The 18,301-nt window shown below is 66.8% G+C and carries 14 protein-coding genes; 9 read left to right on the plus strand and 5 right to left on the minus strand.

The features are described 5' to 3' along the window. Positions 1–11: 11 nt before the first annotated feature. From KYN89_RS01870 to KYN89_RS01905, 8 genes are all read left to right on the plus strand, one after another. Complete coding sequence (locus KYN89_RS01870; protein ID WP_222823550.1) at positions 12–1,787, plus strand: preprotein translocase subunit YajC; 1,776 nt, start codon at positions 12–14, stop codon at positions 1,785–1,787. A gap of 24 nt (positions 1,788–1,811) precedes the next feature. Then, positions 1,812–3,002 (plus strand): XrtA/PEP-CTERM system-associated ATPase, encoded by a 1,191-nt coding sequence (locus tag KYN89_RS01875; protein ID WP_222823551.1) that lies wholly within the window; start codon positions 1,812–1,814, stop codon positions 3,000–3,002. A gap of 1 nt (position 3,003) precedes the next feature. After that, positions 3,004–3,897: an XrtA system polysaccharide deacetylase gene (locus KYN89_RS01880; protein ID WP_222823552.1), complete on the plus strand. Its 894-nt coding sequence runs from the start codon at positions 3,004–3,006 to the stop codon at positions 3,895–3,897. Further along, positions 3,894–4,970 (plus strand): FemAB family XrtA/PEP-CTERM system-associated protein, encoded by a 1,077-nt coding sequence (locus KYN89_RS01885; protein WP_222823553.1) that lies wholly within the window; start codon positions 3,894–3,896, stop codon positions 4,968–4,970. Before KYN89_RS01880 ends, KYN89_RS01885 begins: the two co-directional genes overlap by 4 nt. Beyond that, on the plus strand, positions 4,967–6,193 hold the full coding sequence (locus KYN89_RS01890) for a TIGR03087 family PEP-CTERM/XrtA system glycosyltransferase (RefSeq protein ID WP_222823554.1): 1,227 nt from the start codon (positions 4,967–4,969) through the stop codon (positions 6,191–6,193). Before KYN89_RS01885 ends, KYN89_RS01890 begins: the two co-directional genes overlap by 4 nt. After that, positions 6,165–7,727 (plus strand): exosortase A, encoded by a 1,563-nt coding sequence (gene xrtA / locus KYN89_RS01895; RefSeq protein ID WP_248284942.1) that lies wholly within the window; start codon positions 6,165–6,167, stop codon positions 7,725–7,727. Before KYN89_RS01890 ends, xrtA begins: the two co-directional genes overlap by 29 nt. A gap of 10 nt (positions 7,728–7,737) precedes the next feature. Further along, entirely contained in the window at positions 7,738–9,633 is a 1,896-nt protein-coding gene (locus KYN89_RS01900) for an XrtA/PEP-CTERM system amidotransferase (RefSeq protein ID WP_222823555.1), read from the plus strand. Positions 9,634–9,770: 137 nt separating this feature from the next. Beyond that, on the plus strand, positions 9,771–10,694 hold the full coding sequence (locus tag KYN89_RS01905; protein WP_222823556.1) for a crotonase/enoyl-CoA hydratase family protein: 924 nt from the start codon (positions 9,771–9,773) through the stop codon (positions 10,692–10,694). A 24-nt stretch (positions 10,695–10,718) separates the two neighbouring features. Here the strand turns inward: KYN89_RS01905 and zapE are convergent, their stop codons facing one another. From zapE to KYN89_RS01920, 3 genes are read right to left on the minus strand one after another with little or no spacing between them, the layout of a single operon-like run. Continuing rightward, positions 10,719–11,831 (minus strand): cell division protein ZapE, encoded by a 1,113-nt coding sequence (gene zapE, locus KYN89_RS01910; protein WP_222823557.1) that lies wholly within the window; start codon positions 11,829–11,831, stop codon positions 10,719–10,721. Between the two features lie 9 nt (positions 11,832–11,840). Then, positions 11,841–12,308, minus strand: a complete 468-nt coding sequence (locus tag KYN89_RS01915; protein ID WP_222823558.1) for a PaaI family thioesterase — start codon at positions 12,306–12,308, stop codon at positions 11,841–11,843. After that, the gene (locus KYN89_RS01920) at positions 12,309–13,094 is read right to left on the minus strand and encodes a succinate dehydrogenase iron-sulfur subunit (RefSeq protein ID WP_010237493.1); all 786 of its coding nucleotides are present in this window, start codon (positions 13,092–13,094) and stop codon (positions 12,309–12,311) included. A gap of 179 nt (positions 13,095–13,273) precedes the next feature. On the opposite strand from KYN89_RS01920, the gene KYN89_RS01925 reads away from it, so the two are divergent. Further along, complete coding sequence (locus KYN89_RS01925; protein ID WP_222823559.1) at positions 13,274–14,005, plus strand: SDR family NAD(P)-dependent oxidoreductase; 732 nt, start codon at positions 13,274–13,276, stop codon at positions 14,003–14,005. 130 nt (positions 14,006–14,135) lie between these two features. Here KYN89_RS01925 and KYN89_RS01930 read toward each other — a convergent pair whose 3' ends face one another. Both KYN89_RS01930 and KYN89_RS01935 read right to left on the minus strand, forming a co-directional pair. Next, the gene (locus tag KYN89_RS01930; protein ID WP_222823560.1) at positions 14,136–15,032 is read right to left on the minus strand and encodes a haloalkane dehalogenase; all 897 of its coding nucleotides are present in this window, start codon (positions 15,030–15,032) and stop codon (positions 14,136–14,138) included. A gap of 65 nt (positions 15,033–15,097) precedes the next feature. Continuing rightward, positions 15,098–18,055 (minus strand): Rne/Rng family ribonuclease, encoded by a 2,958-nt coding sequence (locus tag KYN89_RS01935; RefSeq protein WP_222823561.1) that lies wholly within the window; start codon positions 18,053–18,055, stop codon positions 15,098–15,100. Positions 18,056–18,301 lie beyond the last annotated feature (246 nt).

Consider the following 18,301-nt stretch of genomic DNA (forward strand, 5'->3'; position numbering starts at 1 on the left):
GGTATTCCCCCATGAACCGCATCTCCGCCGTGGCCGCACTGCTGTGCGCCGGCGCGATGCTGCCTGCCCCCGCGCTGGCGCAATATGGCTGGAGCGACGACGAAGTCACCAGCAGCGGCGGCGGAGAGTTGCAGCCCGCACCCGCCTATCCGGATGGCTATGCCGGCGATGTCGAGGCACAGGATGCCGATGGCGATCGCGGCAGTGCGCGCCCCAGCGGTGCGCCCGAACGTCAGCGTCTGCGGATCGACCCTTATATCGAAGCCAACCAGATCGTCACCCAGCGGATCAATCCGGACAGCGAGACGGCCGTTTATGGCGGGGTTGCCGCCGGGGTCGATGCGTCGGTGCAGGGACGCCGCGCGGGCGGCTCCGTCTCTCTGCGGTATGACCGGGTGATCAGCTATGGCGACGATCTGTCGGGCGATGTCTCGGACGGCGACAGCGTGACCGGCGTCGCACGCGGATACGTCGCGGCGGCACCGGGCATCACGCTGGAGGCGGGCGGGCTTGCCGCGCGCAGCCGCGTGGAAGGCGGCGGCGGCGCGGCGATCGCCAGCGGCCAGCCGATCGACCCGGACAGCGAATCGCGGGTCTATTCCGTCTATGCCGGGCCGAACGTGTCGACCAAGGTGGGCGTGGCCGACGTGTCGGCCAATTACCGCTTCGGTTACAACCGGGTGGAAGAGCCCGGAGTGGGCGTGGTCGATGCGACCGTCACCCCGATCGACGTTGCGCAGGAAAGCATCGTCCACTCCGCCAATGCCCGCGTCGGCGTCGCCCCGCGTACCGTGCTGCCGGTCGGCGTGGCGGTGGGCGGCGGCGCCTATCAGGAAGAGGTCTCCAATTCCGATCAGCGCGTGCGCGACTTCTATGGGCGTGGCGATGTCACCGTGCCGCTCGCGCCCGGTCTCGCCGCGGTTGGGGGGGTCGGCTACGAATATGTCCAGGTCGCCAACCGCGATGTCGTGCGCGATGCCAATGGCGATCCGGTGGTCGGCGAGGATGGCCGGTTCGAGACCGACACCAGCGGCCCGCGCAGGATCGCGTTCGAGACCGAAGGGCTGATCTGGGATGTCGGCGTGGTGTGGAAGCCTTCGCGCCGCACCCAGCTGGAGGCGCATTATGGCCGCCGCTACGACAGCGACACCTATTACGGTACGTTCAGCTGGCAGCCTTCGTCGCGCACTTCGGTGAGCGCGAATGTCTACAACACGATCAGCGGCTTCGGCGGTGCGATCACCAATTCGCTGGCCAATCTGCCGAGCGGCTTCGTTGCCACACGCAATCCGCTGACCGGCAATTTCACCGGCTGCGTCACCGGCAGCGGGGCGGACGGATCGGCCAACTGCCTTGGCGGGGCGCTGTCCTCCGTGCGCAGCGCGATCTTCCGCAACCGGGGCGTCAACCTGGGCTATTCGACCACGCAGGGCCGGATCACCACCGCGATGAGCATCGGCTACGACCGGCGGACCTATTTCGGCGCCGACGGCACGGTACTTGAGGCGGCGAACGATATCGTCGACCAGAGCTATTACGCCAATGTCAGCATCGGCGCGCCGCTCGGCCCGTTTGCCGCGTTCAGCGTGGCGGGCTACGCGAGTTACCTCGACGAGGGGACGAGCGAGCTGAACGATGCGCTTCTGCTGGGCGCATCGGCGGCCTACAGCCGCACGCTGTGGCGCAACCTGTCTGCGCGCGCTGCGGTCTCTGTCGATACGGTCGACAGCGATCTGCTCAACGAAACCAACGCGTCGGCCCTGCTGGGCCTGCGTTACGACTTCTAGTTACCCAGGGACCCGTACCGCATCATGTTCGACCAGTATTACGGTTTCTCCGGCCGACCATTTCAGCTCACGCCCGACCCGGCGTTCTATTTCGAGAGCATCACGCATCGGAAGGCGTTGAGCTATCTCGGCTACGGGATGGCGCAGGGCGAGGGATTCATCGTCATCACTGGGGAGATCGGGGCGGGCAAGTCGACGATGGTCGCCCACCTGATGAAGAAGGTCGATCCCGACCAGATGACCGTCGGTCAGGTCGTCACCAGCAATCTGGACGGGTCCGAGCTGGTTCATCTTGTCGCGCAAAGCTTCGGGCTGGATGTCGCCGGGCAGGACAAGGCCAGCGCGCTGGGTTCGATCGAGTCTTTCCTGCACGAGGAAGCGCGCGATGGCCGTCGCTGCCTGCTGATCGTCGACGAGGCGCAGAACCTCAGTTTTGAAGCGCTCGAAGAGCTGCGGATGATGTCCAACTTCCAGCTGGGCTCGCACCCGCTGCTGCAGCAGCTGCTGCTCGGCCAGCCGGAATTCAAGCAGACGCTGGCCCAGCACGACCGGCTGGAACAGCTGCGCCAGCGCGTGATCGCGGCACACCACCTGACCCCGATGGAGGTGCACGAGGTCGCGCCGTATATCGAGCACCGCCTGTCGCTGGTGAACTGGACGGGCTATCCTTCCTTCGACCCCAAGATTTTCGCGAAGATCCACGAGGCGAGCGGCGGGATTCCGCGCCGGGTCAACCAGATCGCTACGCGCCTGCTGCTGATGGGCGCGGTCGAGCAGCGCAGCCAGATCGACTGCGCGATGCTGGACCAGGTGGTCGAGGAGATGGCCCGCGACAACCGTCCGGACATTGGCGAAACCGGCCAGCGTCTTTTCGCCAATCCCGCGGCGGAGCTTTCCGCCCCGCCTCCTCCCCCGCCGCCGGCACAGCGGCCGCCCGAGCATTCGCCAGCGCCCGCTCCGACACCAGCACCGACACCGGCACCTTCGCCCACCGCTTCGACCGAGCGCCCCGAGCATGAAGACGAGAAGTCCGATCTGCGGGCGGCGATCGCCATGCTCTCGCGCGCGATCGAAGGATCGGCCAGCACCGAGGGCGATCTCGCCAAACGGGTCGAGGCACTGGAGGCCCGGCTCGAAGAGCAGGAGCAGAGCGTACACTACCTCCTCCAGCTGCTGATCGAATGGCTCGACAAGGACGGCAGAAAGGCCGCCTAGGATGGACCTCGCGCCTGCCCGGCATCCGCGGCCCGCGCCGGACCGGATCGTCAACGGCCTGTCGGTCGATGTCGAAGACTGGTTCCAGGTCGGCGCGTTCGAGAACACGATCGCGCGCGGCTACTGGGACGGCTGCGAGCTGCGCGTGGAGCGCAATGTCGAACGGGTCCTCGCGCTGTTCGATCGCGCGGGGGTCAAGGCGACGTTCTTCACGCTGGGGTGGGTTGCCGAGCGCGTGCCGCACGCGATCCGCGCGATTGCCGATGCCGGGCACGAGGTCGCCAGCCATGGTTACGACCACCAGCGGGTCTTCACCTTCTCCCGCGAGGAATTCGCGGAAGACCTGAAGAAGTCGCGCGCCATCCTTGAAGATACCAGCGGCACGAAAGTGACCGGCTATCGCGCGCCCAGTTTCTCGATCGATGCACGCAACCCTTGGGCGCATGAGGAACTGGCGGCACAGGGCTACATCTACTCCTCCAGCGTCGCGCCGATCGCGCACGACCACTACGGCTGGTGCGATGCGCCGCGCTTTGCCTTCCGCCCGGTTGCGGGGGCCGCGATGATCGAATTGCCGGTGACCACCGCGATGCTCGGCAAGCGGAGGCTGGCGGCAGGCGGGGGCGGGTTTTTCCGCACGCTGCCCTACGGCTTCTCCCGCTGGGCGATCGCGCAGGTCAACCGTGACGACGCGCGCCCGGCGGTGTTCTATTTCCACCCGTGGGAGGTCGATCCCGGCCAGCCGCGCGTGGCCGATGCCCCGCTGCGTTCGCGCTTGCGGCACTACACCAATCTTACCCGGATGGAGGCCAAGCTCGAACGGCTGCTGCGCGACTTCGCATGGGGCCGGGTGGACGAGGTCGTGCAACTGGAAAGCGCGCGGGAGGCTGCATGAACGCGCCCTTCGCCCCTGACGCTCGCGCAGCCGACACGGTCACCCGGGTCGATCTGCACAATGCCGAAGAAGTACGGCGGATTGCCGCTTTCGTGGAAGAGCAGCGCGGCAGTCCGTTCCATCTGCCTAGCTGGCTGAACGCAGTCGAGCGTGGCACGGGCCAGCAGGCCTGCGGTCTGCTGGCGGAGCGGGCGGGGCGGATCACCGGCTGGCTGCCGCTGACTATATTGCGTTCACCGCTGTTCGGCCGCGCGCTGATCTCTAGCGGCTTTGCGGTCGATGGCGGTATCCTCGCTATCGATCCGGGTAGCGAAGCCGCGCTTGCCCATGCGGTGGGCGAGCTGGCCGAACGGCTGTGCTGCGAAGAGGTCGAGCTGCGCGGCGGCACCGTGCCCAGCGGATGGGATGCGGTGACCGGCAAGCACTCGGGCTTCGTGTGCGATCTGGCGGAAGACGACGAAGCGCAATTGCTCGCGATCCCGCGCAAGCAGCGCGCCGAGGTCCGCAAGAGCCTTCAGGGCGAGCTGCACGTCACCGTGGGGTCGGACGAACCCGACCGCGCGGCGCATTACGCGTGCTACGCTGCCAGCGTTCACAATCTCGGCACCCCGGTTTTCCCGCGCAGGCTGTTCGACGCGGTGCTGGACGGGTTTGGCGAGAGCGCCGACATCCTGACCGTGTGGGACGGCGATGCGCCGCTCGCCAGCGTCCTGACGCTCTACCACCAGGGCATCGCCTATCCGTTCTGGGGCGGCGGCGTCTGGCGTGCACGCGCGACCCGCGCGAACGAGCGGATGTATTATGCGCTGATGTGTCACGCGCGCGGGGAGAAGGCCTGCACCCGGTTCGACTTTGGGCGTTCCAAGACCGGCAGCGGGCCGTGGAATTACAAGAAGAACTGGGGCTTTGCGCCCGAGCCGATCACCTATGCGCGGTGGAGCGCGCCGGGGGCAGCGCCGCGCGATGTCGACCCGACGAGCGAGGCCTATAGCCGCAAGATCGACCTGTGGAAGAAGCTGCCGCTGCCGGTCGCCAACGCGATCGGGCCGGTCATTGCAAGGGGGCTGGCATGACGGGCGAAACCCTGTTCCTGGCCCATCGCGTGCCGTTCCCGCCCGATCGGGGGGACAAGATCCGCTCCCACAACGTGCTGCGCGCGCTCGCCGCGCTCGGCCCCGTGCATGTCGGCACGTTCGACGATGGGTCGGGCTATGGCGACCAGTTCCTTTCCGGCATCGCGGGGAGCCATCATCTCGTCCCCCGGCGCAAGCACGACATGCTCGCCGCGGCAGAGGCGATGGCGAAGGGGCACCCGGTCAGCCTCTCCGCCTTTGCGAACGAGGGGCTGCGCCAGTGGGTGAAGCAGGTGCTGCATTACCGACCGATCGACGCGATCTACGTCTTTTCCGGGCAGATGGCGCAATATGTGCCGGTCCATTTCCCGGGCCGCACCGTGCTCGACCTGTGCGACGTCGATAGCGCCAAGTTCGAAGCCTATGGCGAGGCCGGACACGGCCCCAGGGCTTGGGTCCACGCGCGTGAAGCACGGCTGCTCGCGGCGGCGGAGGAGCGCTTCGCCCGCATGGCGGACACCACTCTGCTGATCAGCGAGAACGAGGCGAACCTGTTTCGCACCCGCGTCTCGAGCATGAACCACATCGATCTGAGGGTGATGCGCAACGGGATCGACGCGCAGTTCTTCGCGCCCGACGCGTGCCCGCCGCAACCCACGCTCTACGGACCGGGGCCGAACATCGTCTTTACCGGACAGATGGACTACGCGCCCAATGTCTCTGCGGTGGAGCGCATGGTGCAGCGCATTCTGCCGGGCATCCGCGACGTGCACCCCGGTGCAGAGTTCCACATCGTCGGCCGCGCGCCGACCCCGGCTGTGAAGGCGCTGGGCAAGCATACCGGGGTGACCGTGTGGGGTGAGGTCGCCGATGTGCGGCCATACCTTGCCGAAGCGGACATCGTCGCCGCGCCGCTGACCATCGCGCGCGGCATCCAGAACAAGGTGCTCGAAGCGATGGCGATGGCGAGGCCCGTGCTCGTCTCGCCCGAGGCGGCGACGGGGATCGAGGCCGAGGATGGCAGGCATTTCGCGGTCGCCGAGGGTGACCGAATGATGATCGGCCGCGCGCTCGCGCTGATCGATGATGCCGACAAGGCCCGCGGGATGGGCGCGGCGGCGCGCGAATTCGTGCTGAACGAGCAGAGCTGGCCAGCAATGCTCGCCGGGCTGCCACAGTTGCTGCGTCCGTCCGATGCGGACCCGGTGCGCGATGCCGCCTGAACTGATCCGCAACCCCAGACACTCGCCGATCGCCGCCACCCTGTCGCGCGTTCCCGCCGCTTGGGCGAAAGCGCTCGGCTGGCTGGCGCTGGTCTGGGCCGCGGCGTTGCTGCTGACCGGCGGCCAGTGGTTCGCAATGGCCCATCAGTGGCTGACCGTGTCCGCCTATCAGCACATCCTGTTCGTGCCGCCGATCATCGGCTGGCTGGTGTGGAACCGCCGCGCAGCGCTCGCGCAGATCGAACCGCGCGGCTGGTGGCCGGGCCTGTTCCTCATGCTGGTCGCGCTGGCGGTGTGGCTGGTCGGATCGCTGATCTCGCTCAATATCGTGGCGCAGGTGGGGGCGGTGATGCTGCTGCAGGCGGCGACGCTGACGCTGCTGGGCCCGCGTGCTGGCGCGGTGCTGCTGTTCCCGCTCGCCTTCGCGGTGTTCCTGGTACCGTTCGGGGAGGAAATCGTCCCGCCGTTGCAGATGCTCACCGCCGATATCGTCATCGCGCTGACCCACCTGAGCGGGATCGAGGCGCATATCGACGGTGTGTTCATCGATACGCCTGCGGGCCTGTTCGAGGTCGCGGCGGCCTGTGCGGGCGTGCAGTTCGTGGTCGCCATGATCACGCTGGGCGTGCTCGCCGCGAAGATCGGGATGGAGCGCTGGCCGCGCCGGATCGCGCTGATGGCGCTGTGCGTGGTGGTGCCGATCCTCGCCAATGGCGTGCGTGCCTGGGGCACCATCGCGATCGCGCAGGTGATCGGGGCAGAGCGCGCAGGCGGGGTCGATCACATCATCTACGGCTGGGTCTTCTTCGCCGTCGTCGTCGCGCTGGTGCTGGCGCTCGCGTGGCGCTGGTTCGACCGCGATCCCGATGCCGAGGCGCTCAGCGCCGCGCGGCTCGCGGAGCATCCGCTGGTTGCGAAGCTGGAGCGTCATTCGCTGTCCGCGACCACGCTCGCCCCGCTGCTGATCTCGGCCATCGTGCTGGTCGGCATGTGGAGTGCGCTCGCGACATCGAGTGCGGCGAACGTGCCCGCGCTGCGCGCGCCGCAAGTGCCGGGCTGGACGCAAGTGGCCGATCCCGCGACGCCCGAATGGCGTCCGGCGGGGAAGGCGGCGAGCGCGATCCTGCTGACCCGATATCGCGATCAGGAGGGGCGTTTCGTGGACCTCTACATCGCCGCCTATACCGGCGACGCCGATCCCACTGTGGGCGAAGAGGGCGCGGTGCCGCCTGAGACGCCGTGGCGCCATGTCGAGGCTGCGCCTGCGCTCGACGCCATGCGGGGCGATCGGCTGATGGCCTATGGCCGCGACCGGCGTGTGGCGTGGACCGGCTTCGTCACCAATGGAACCAGCCAGGCCAATCCGCTGCTGTTCCGCATCTCCACGCTGGGCGACCGGCTGCGCTTGCGGGCAGAGCCGCGCTGGATCGTGATCGTCTCCGCCCCCGAACCCGGCGCTGCTCCCGCGCTGCAGGCGTTCGTCAGCGCCGCCGGTGGCCCTGCCGCGCTGGTCCAGCGCAGCCAGACCCGCTAGGCCGCGTCGCATGTGCGGGATCGCCGGTCTGTTCGCGCGGGGAGCGCATGCCCAGATCGATCGCGATCTGCTGGTGCGGATGCGCGACCGGATGGTTCACCGCGGGCCGGACGGCGCGGGGCTGTGGTGCGATGACGGCATAGGGCTGGCGCACCGCCGCCTGTCGGTAATCGACGTCGCCGGATCGCCGCAGCCGATGCATTCGCCGGACGCACGCGCGACAATCGTGTTCAATGGCGAGATCTACAATTACCGCGCGCTGCGCAGCGAGCTGGCCGGGCTTGGCCATGCCTTCCGCACCGAAGGCGATACCGAGGTGATCCTCGCCGCGTGGCGGCAGTGGGGGCCGGATTGTCTCGCCCGTTTCGACGGCATGTTCGCCTTCGCGCTGTATGATCGCGAGCGCCGCCAGCTATTCCTTGCGCGCGACCGGTTCGGGGTGAAGCCGCTGTTCACTGCACTGCTGCCGGGCGGCACGTTTGCCTTTGCCTCGGAACTGAAGGGCCTGCTGGCGCATCCCGCGCTCGACCGGACGATCGATCCGCTGGCGATCGAGGATTACTTCGCGTGGGGCTACGTGCCCGATCATCGTTCAATGCTGGCAGGCGTCGATAAGCTGCCCGCCGGCCACTACCGCATCGTCGAACACGGCAAGCCACCGCATCCGCCGGTGTGCTGGTACGACATCAGTTTCGAACAGCGCGAGACGATGCCGGCGGTGGACGAGGCCGAGGCGCTGCGGGCGCAGCTCGGCACCGCGGTTGCATCGCGCATGGTCAGTGACGTGCCGATCGGCGCGTTCCTCTCCGGCGGGGTCGACAGTTCCGCCGTGGTCGCGTTGATGGCCGATCGCGCGAGCCATCCGGTCACCACCTGCTCGATCGGGTTCGACGTGGCGGATCTGGACGAGACGGCGCACGCACGGCTGATCGCCGAACAATTCGGCACCGCGCATCACGAACGGATCGTGGACCCGGCGATGTTCGACCGGATCGACGCGCTGGCGGCGATGTTCGACGAGCCCTTCGCCGATGCCTCCGCCTTGCCGACCGCCGCGGTCTGCGCGCTTGCACGCGAGCATGTGACCGTGGCGCTGTCGGGCGACGGCGCGGACGAGGCCTTTGCGGGCTATCGTCGCCACGTGTTCCATGCCGCCGAGGAGCGCGCGCGCGGTGCACTGCCGCTGCCGCTCAGACGCGCAGTGTTCGGCCCGCTCGCCGCGCTCTATCCCAAGGCGGACTGGGCTCCGCGCCCCTTGCGCGCCAAGACCACGCTGCAGTCGCTCGCCCTGTCGGGGGAGGAAGCGTACGCGCGTTCGCTCGGCGTGATGAGCCCCGAACTTCGCGGGCGGATCTTCTCGCCCGCGATGAAGCGCGATCTGGGCGGCTATCGTGCCGAACAACCGCTGATCGAGCTGATGCGCAATGCACCGGCGCGCAGCGGGCTCGACCGGGCGCAATATGCCGACCTCAAGTTCTGGCTGCCGGGCGACATCCTGACCAAGGTCGACCGGACCAGCATGGCGGTGAGCCTGGAAGCGCGTGAGCCGCTGCTGGACCATCATCTGGTCGAACTCGCCGCGCGCCTGCCCGAGACGCGGCGGGTTTCTGGAGGGCAGGGCAAGCTCGCGCTCAAGCAGGCGATGGAGGACACGCTGCCGCAGCAGATCCTGTACCGGCCCAAGCAGGGCTTCGTCCTGCCCATCGCGCAATGGTTCCGCAGCGAGCTGAAAGAGGCGGCGCGTGCGGCGGCGCGCAGCGAGCGGTTGCTCGACACCGGATGGTTCGACGCGGCTGCGCTTTCGCAGCTGGCGGAAGATCATATCGTGGGCCGACGCGATCATGCGCGCGAGCTTTGGCAATTGCTCATGCTCGAGAAAAGCGTGAGTCTTTTGAGCAACAATTAAACTCGGCCCATCACAAAAGTGATTCAAAATGGGCCAGTATGGTAAATAAAGCGTTGCCGGGGACTCCGGCCATCGGTTAGCACTTGCAGCACGGGTCGGATCGTCGCGTCCCGTACGGTGGCAAATCGGGGGTCTCTATGAATCGCGTGAGCACGAATTTCGAGAGACACATCATCCTCGATGAGGCGGGCGATCCGGTCCTCGCCGAAGATGCACCCCATATTCAGCCCGCGCTGTTTGCGCTGGAGGGGCTGCGGGTCGAATACGACGCCGATACCAAGGCCTTGTGGACCAATATGGTGCCTAAGGGCAGGGCCAGCTTCACCCCCGCCATGCTCGCCGATTTCGAACACTGGCAGGATCTGATCGAGGGCAGTTTCGGCCCCGACGACCTGCGTTTCCTGGTCCTTGGCAGCCACGCGCCGGGCGTATTCTGCTATGGCGGCGACCTCGAACTGTTTCGCCAGCTGATCATCGAGGGCGATCGCAAGTCGCTGGTCAGCTACGGGCACCGCTGCTGCCGCATCCTTGACCGCAATATCGCCGGGCTCGGCCTCCCGATCCTGACCATCGGCCTGGTCCAGGGTGCCGCACTGGGCGGCGGGCTGGAGGCCTTGCTGTCGTTCGATTTCATCATCGCGGAAGAAAGCGCGACCTTTGGCTTGCCGGAGATCATGTTCGGCCTGTTCCCCGGGATGGGCGCGCACGCGCTCCTCAGCCGGATGATTGGCACCGTCGCGGCGGAGCGGCTGATTACCTCTGGTCGGACGTACACCGCGACAGAGATGCACGCGATCGGGCTGGTGCACGAGGTGGTGCCGGACGGGGAGGGCGAGGCTGCGGTGCAACTCTTCATCACCAAGAACAGCCGCCGTCACGCAGGCCTGCTGGGCTCTCGCAAGGCGACCAAGCGGACCTGGAACCTGGCGCTGGCCGAACTCAACGAGATCACCGAACAGTGGGCCGACACCGCGCTCAAGCTCACCGAGCGCGACCTCAAGCTGATGGGCCGGCTCGTAGCACAACAGCGGCGCGCTGGGCGCACGCCCGTTCCCGCCTGATCTACAGCCGGGGCCGACCCGGCATCATTCGACCCCGTGGCCGCGCGCCATGTAGTCATCGCTCTGCATTTCGCGCAGGCGGCTGACGGTGCGTTCGAACTCGAAGCTGCCTTCGCCCGACGGATAGAGCGCTTCGGGATCGGCCGCAGCGGTCGCGAACAGCTTCACATTATGCTCGTACAGCGCGTCGATCAGCTTGGTGAAGCGGATCGCCTCGTTGCGGTTCTCCGGTGACAGAACCGGAATGCCGACCACGATCACCGTGTGGTAGGTTCGCGCGATGGTGAGGTAGTCCGCCGCGCCGCGGTTTTCGCCGCACAGCCGCTTGAAGCTGAACACCGCCACTCCCTTCAGGCTCTTGGGCACGTGCAGGCTGCGCCCGCCGCCAAGGTCCAGCTCGCCGCTGGGGACGTGCTCGGCATCGTCGGGGTCGAAATCGGTCAGCCGGAAGAACGCCTCGCGCACCTGCGCGGTCGCTGCATCGCCCAGCGGCGTGTGCCAGGTTTCGAGGCCAGCCAGCCGGTCGAGCCGGTAGTCGGTCGGCCCGTCGAGCGAGAGCGTATCCAGCTTGCGCTCGATCAGTTCGATGAAAGGAACGAACAGCGACCGGTTGAGCCCGTCCTTGTAGAGATCGTGCGGCGGGCGGTTGCTGGTGGTGACGATGGTGACGCCGTGATCCTCGATCAGCGGGGTGAACAGCCGCGCCATGATCGCCGCATCGGCGGTGTTGTTGACCACCATCTCGTCGAAGGCGAGGCAGCGGACATCCTCGGCAATCCGCGCGGCAACGCGGCGCACGGGGCCTTCCTGCTGCTTCTTGCGCTCCTCGCCGATCATCTTGTCGACTTCGAGCATAAAGGCGTGGAAATGGACCCGCCGCTTGCGCTCGATCGCGAGGCATTCGAAGAACAGGTCCATCAGCATCGACTTGCCGCGCCCGACGCCGCCCCACATGTAGAGCCCGCGAACCGGCTCGCTCCTGCGGCCGCGCAGCCGTGCGAGCAGGCCGGGGGCGGAGTGCTCCTCCAGCGCTTCCTGCACCTGCGCCAGCCGCTCCACCGCCGCGCGCTGATCCGCGTCTTCGCGCAGTTCGCCCGCCGCGAGCAGCTCTTCGTATCGCGCAACGACGTTGGTCATCTCAGAAGCTCACCGACGAGGGAGTTTGCGCAGGATTCCCGAGTAGGCGGCGACGGTATCGTCGTCCTGCACCACTTCGCCGCGCACGAAGGCGAGCTTGCCCGTCTCGCGGACCAGCTCGGTCACCGCATCCAGCGGGCGGGTCTTGTCGCCTGCGCCGACGAACTGCGTCGAAAGTTCCAGCGTCACCATTGGGCCATCGTGCCCGCGGCCCAGCGTCTGCGCACCGGAAAACAGCGCGACATCGATCAGGCCCAGCGTCACCGCGCCGTGGACCATGTCCTGGATATTGGTGTGCTTGTGCTCCGGAATCATCCGCAGCCGGGTATAGCGGCGATCGGCGACCTGCTCGTGGCGAACCTTCAGCGGCCCGAAGACCACGCCGTTATAGCGCGTCGCGTCCTTCAGGTTCCAGCTGAACCAGCCCTCTTCGCCGGGAATCGGGTGGTAATCGACCGGCGCGAATACCCGCTCCATTCAGATCGCGCGCTCGGCCATCATCTTCTTGGTTTCGGCGATCGCCTTGGCCGGGCTGAGGCCCTTGGGGCACACGTTCGCGCAGTTCATGATCGTGTGGCAGCGATACAGACGATACGGGTCTTCCAGCGCATCGAGCCGTTCGCCGGTCATCTCGTCGCGGCTGTCGGCGAGCCAGCGATAGGCCTGCAGCAGGATCGCCGGGCCGAGGAACTTGTCCGAATTCCACCAATAGGACGGGCATGCGGTCGAGCAGCACGCGCACAGGATGCACTCGTACAGCCCGTCGAGCTGCTCGCGCTGCTCGGGGCTCTGCAGCCGTTCCTCGCCGCTCGGCGTCGGGGTCACGGTCTGCAGCCAGGGACGGATCGAGGCGTATTGCGCGTAGAAGTGGGTGAAATCGGGCACCAGATCCTTCACCACTTCCATGTGCGGCAGCGGAGTGATGCGGATATCGCCCTTCAGATCCTCGATCGCGGTGGTGCAGGCGAGCGCGTTGGACCCGTTGATGTTCATCGCGCACGAACCGCAAATGCCTTCACGGCAGGAACGACGGAAGGTCAGCGTCGGGTCGATCTCGTTCTTGATCTTGAACAGCGCGTCGAGGACCATCGGACCGCACGCATCCAGATCGACCTCGAACCGGTCGTAATGCGGATTGCTGCCGCTGTCCGGGTTGTAGCGGTAGATCTTGAACTTCTTGACGCGGCCAGCCCCCTCGGCGGCGCGGTGCACCTCGCCCTTGTCACGGATCTTGGAATTCTTGGGGAGGGTGAAGGTGGCCATGGCAATGTCCTGAAATCTGCTTGCGTCTCACCTAGCGTTTGCAGCGCAAGGTGCAAGGGTCGTAAAGCGCACAAAAGTGTGCCCTGACACACCTGGCACACTGTCCAGGGAGTGAAAAAGCCGTTGGACCCGGGCGGGCGGGGAAAAATCGGGCGGGCATAGTGGAAAGGCTAGGGCACATGGAGCGAGTAGGACAGGCCATTGATCGCGCGATCATCTTCGGCGCAAGCGGGGGAATCGGCGCGGGTCTGGTTGCCGAACTGATCGCGCGCGGGGCCGACACCGTGTTCGCGGCATCGCGCACTAGGCCCGAAAACCTGCCCGACGGGGCGCAATGGGTGCGTTTCGATCTGGACGAGGAAGACACGATCGCGGCCGCCGCCGACACTGTCGGCGCGCCGGTTGATTGTGCGATCGTGGCGAGCGGGCTGCTGACCCTGCCCGACGGCACGGGGCCGGAGCGCAGTTACAAGCAGATTGATGCGGAGGCGATGGCGCGGGTGTTCCATCTCAACACGATCGGCCCCGCGCTGGTCGCGAAGCATTTCCTCCCGCTGCTGCCGCGCGATCGGCGCAGCATCTTTGCGGCACTTTCCGCGCGGGTCGGCTCGATTTCGGACAACCGTATCGGGGGTTGGCATTCCTACCGGGCGAGCAAGGCGGCGCTGAACATGCTGATCCGCAATTTCTCCATCGAGCTGGGGCGTACGCACAAACATGCGGTGTGCGTTGCGTTGCATCCCGGCACGGTGGACACGGTGCTGTCGGAGCCGTTTCAGGCCAATCTGCCCGAAGGCCAGCTGACCGCGTCCGGGCAGGCTGCGTGCAATCTGCTGGATGTGCTCGATGGGTTGGGGCCTGAGGACAGCGGCCAGCTTTTCGACTGGGCGGGCAAGCGGGTCGAGTTTTGAGGGACTGGGCTCCTCCCCCTTGAGGGGGAGGTTGGGGGGGGTGTACGGCGCTTGAGGTGAGGCCGCTCCAAGCCGCGAGGGCCGAACCCCCACCCCCAGCCCCTCCCCAGGGGGAGGGGAGTAAGGTGCGCTAAACCCCCGCGCGCATTGCGGTTTCGATGATCGCGGAGGCGAAGCCTTCCGGGTCGTCTTCCTGGATGAAGTGATGGCCCTTCAGCGTGCGGTGCAGCGGATTGCCCTTGGCACCGGGGACGCGCGAGCGGAATTTCGCATCGCCGCCGCGCGTGATCGGGTCCCTGTCGGCAAAGGCGCAGGTGAAGGGCTTGTCGAACCGGTCGAGCACCTCCCACGCGGCCCTCTGATCGGGCACCGCCTCGTTCTGACCCAGCGGGACGAGCGAGGGGAAGATGCGTGCGCCCGCCTTGCTGCCACGGGTGGGGAAGGGCGCATCATAGGCCGCGACCTCCGCCTTGCTGAGCGTGCGCGCTGTGGCTTTCTGAATGATTTTGCCGATCGGAAAGACCGGGCTGTAGCGGGAGAACCTGCGCCACTTGTCGAACGCAGGCTGTGCGGGTTCCCCTGCTGGCAGGCCGCCGTTCGAGAGCACGACGGCAGCGAACCTGTCGGGCATGTCCGCCACCAGCCGCAGCCCGACCAGCGAGCCCCAGTCCTGACAGGTGAGCACCATGTTCGAAAGCTCCAGCGCGTCGAGCCAGTCGCGCATCCACGCGACGTGCAGCGCGTAGGAATAGGCGCTCTTCTTTGTCAGCTTGTCCGATTTGCCGAAGCCGATCAGGTCGGGCGCGAGCACGCGATAGCCCGCCTCGACCACGGGGCCGATCATGTGGCGGTAGAGATAGCTCCAGCTCGGCTCGCCATGCATCATCAGGACGGGGGGCGCATCGCGCGGCCCCTCGTCCACATAATGCACGCGAAGGCCTTCGCTGAGCGTGTGGTAATTGGGCCGAAACGGGAAGTCCGGCAGGTTGGCGAAACGGCTGTCGGGCGTGCGGTAGGCAAGGCTCATCGATGTCGATCCCTGTGGTTATCCTACCGCACGCGTCCGATCATGCTGGACGCCGAAGGTGACTATCAGGCCCCGAAGGTCCGCTGCCACCAGCCACCGCGACGCGGCTTGTCGTCGTCGCCGTTGCCGTCATCTGAACCATCGGCGGACGCCGAGGGTGCCGGAGCGGGTGCGGGCGCAGGTGCAGGTGCCGGCGAGGGCGACTTTTCAGCCGCTTCCTGCGGGTCGGTCGGGGTGTCTTCCGGCCCGGCGACGACCGCGATATCCTCGGTCAGCTGCGCTTCGGTCTGCTTGCTAGCCGCGGGCTTGGCGGGCGTCTTGCGGGCGCGGGGCTTCCTTGCGGGAGCCTTCTTTTCGCCAGCATCGGCCTGTTCCTCGCCTTCGACTGGCTTCTTGGCGCGGCTGCGGCGCTTGGGTGCAGGCTTTTCTTCGGCCTGTTCCGCAGCCTTGCCGTCACCGGCAGCATCCTGCGAAGGCGTGTCCGCCTTCTTGGCACGGCTGCGACGCTTGGGTGCGGGCTTGTCTTCGGCACCATCCTTGGCGGCATCCGTGCCCGCTTCCTGACCATCGCTGGCCTCGGCCGTTTGCTCGGCATCGGCTTTCTTGGCGCGGCTGCGGCGCTTGGGCTTGGGCTTCTCGGCGGTCGCAGCATCGGCGGTGGCCGGTGCGTCGTCCGGTCCTGCGACGACCGCCATGTCTTCCACGACATGCTCGGGCACGTCCTGCTGAGCCTCGCCGGCGTCGTCCTGCTTCTTGCGCCGGCCACGACCACCGCGGCTGCGGCGCTTCTTCGGCTTGTCGTCACCGTCGTCGCTCGACGATTCGTCGGAGCCGTCGTCGCTCGCCCGTTCGTTGCCGGACCGGTCATCGTCGGACTGCCCGTCGCCGGAGCGGTCGTTCGAGCGGTCGTCGGCGTGCTCGCCATTCTCACCGTCGTTATCGCGACGCTTGTTGCGACCGCGACCGCCACGCCGACGCCGGCGCTTCTTCTTGGGACGGTCGTCGTCATTGTCGTTCTCATCGGAAGACCTGCCGTTCGAGCGACCCTGACCCTCGTCCTCTTCCTCGGTGTCGTCCGCCTCGTCCTCGAAGTCGTCCTCGGCTTCGTCGATCACGATCGGTTCGAACTTGGGCGCTTCGGTGGGACGGGGGCCGGAGCTGGCGACGCTCATCTTGGCGCCTTCGTCCTCGCCTTCAGGCACGATCTCGACCTTGACGCCATAGCGTTCTTCGATCTCGACCAAGTCGGCGCGCTTGGCGTTGAGCAGATAGACCGCGGCTTCTGTGCTGGCCGACAGCGTGATGACGGTGCCCTTGCCCTTGGCTGCCTCGTCCTCGATCAGGCGCAGCGCGGAGAGACCGGCGCTGGATGCGGTGCGGACCAGGCCGGTGCCGTCGCAGTGCGGGCATTCGCGGGTGGTCGCCTCGAGCACGCCGGTGCGCAGGCGCTGGCGGCTCATCTCCATAAGGCCGAAGCCGGAGATGCGGCCGACCTGAATCCGCGCGCGGTCGTTCTTGAGCGCGTCCTTCATCGCACGCTCGACCTTACGGATGTTGGAGTTGTGCTCCATGTCGATGAAGTCGATCACGACCAGACCGGCCATGTCGCGCAGACGCAGCTGGCGGGCGATTTCCTTCGCCGCTTCCAGGTTGGTTGCGGTCGCGGTCTGCTCGATCCCGTGCTCCTTGGTGGAGCGGCCCGAGTTGATGTCGATCGACACCAGCGCCTCGGTCGGGTTGATCACCAGATAGCCGCCCGATTTGAGCTGCACGACCGGTTCGTACATCGCGCGCAGCTGGTCTTCCGCGCCGTAGCGCTGGAACATCGGGACCGGGTCCGAATAGGCCTTCACCCGTCGGACGTGGCTGGGCATCAGCAATTTCATGAAGGCGCGGGCGGACTTGTAGCCTTCCTCACCCTCGACCACGACTTCCTCGATCTCGCGATTATAGATGTCGCGGATCGCGCGCTTGATCAGGTCGCTGTCCGAGTGGATCAGGCTGGGCGCGCTGGAGCCCAGCGTCCGCTCGCGAATCTCGTCCCACAACCGGGCGAGATAGTCGAAGTCGCGCTTGATCTCGGTCTTGGTACGGCTGAGGCCGGCGGTGCGCACGATCAGGCCCATCGTGCGCGGCAGGTTGAGATCGCCGACGACCTGCTTGAGACGCTTGCGGTCGGATGCGGAGGAAATCTTGCGGCTGATCCCGCCTCCGTGCGACGAGTTCGGCATCAGCACGGTGTAGCGGCCCGCGAGGCTGAGATAGGTGGTCAGCGCCGCACCCTTGTTGCCGCGCTCTTCCTTGACGACCTGGACCAGCAGCACCTGACGGCGCTGAATGACGTCCTGAATCTTGTAGCGGCGGCGCAGTGCCTGGCGGCGGGCGCGTGCCTCGTCGACTTCCTTGGCGCGGCTGCGCGGCTTGCCCTGGCCCTGACGGCGCGGACCGCCGCGACCGCGACGCCCGCGGCGGCGGTTGCCGCCCTCGGACGCATCGGCATCATCGCCGTTGCTGTCGTCGTCGTCCTCGTCCTCGTCATCATCGTCCGAGGAAAGCTGGCCTTCCTCGATCGTCGAGACCTTGTCCTTGTCCGAGGTGTCGATTTCCTCGAGCCCGTCTTCGGCGAGGTCTTCGGCCAGGGCTTCGGCGGATTCATCGTCTTCCGCGTCGTATTCGTCGCCCGGCATGTGCCCGGCTTCTTCTTCCTCGGCCCGCAGACGCTCTTCCTCTTCGGCGGCTTCCGCCTCTTCGGCGAGCAGGGCGTCGCGGTCTTCCTTGGGAATCTGGTAATAGTCGGGGTGAATCTCGCTGAAGGCGAGGAACCCGTGCCGGTTGCCGCCGAAATCGACGAACGCCGCCTGCAGCGAAGGTTCTACCCGCGTGACTTTCGCGAGGTAGATATTGCCCTTGATCTGCTTGTGTTCGGCCGACTCGAAGTCGAATTCTTCTATCCGGTTGCCTTTAAGTACGGCCACGCGGGTTTCTTCCGCGTGGCGCGCATCGATAAGCATGCGCTGTGCCATGGTGTTGTCTCCACGCGTCTCGCCTGCGTCAGCCTGGTGGGGCGGTCGCGGCAAGGCGCGCTATCTGTCGTGAAAAATCGCCGGCCTTCGCGGGCCAGGCGGGATGGGAATTCCGCCACCGCCCCGATCGGGGGCATGTGGGGAGCGTGTGTGTCTGCGACCAAGCGGACGGCTGCCATATGCTCGGCCCCGACCATGCGTCCGCCTGCCCGGCCTTGCGGCGTGGCGGGATCGAACGGGTGGGGA

Source organism: Alteriqipengyuania abyssalis (assembly GCF_019857185.1).
In the GTDB taxonomy this organism is placed as follows: domain Bacteria; phylum Pseudomonadota; class Alphaproteobacteria; order Sphingomonadales; family Sphingomonadaceae; genus Alteriqipengyuania; species Alteriqipengyuania abyssalis.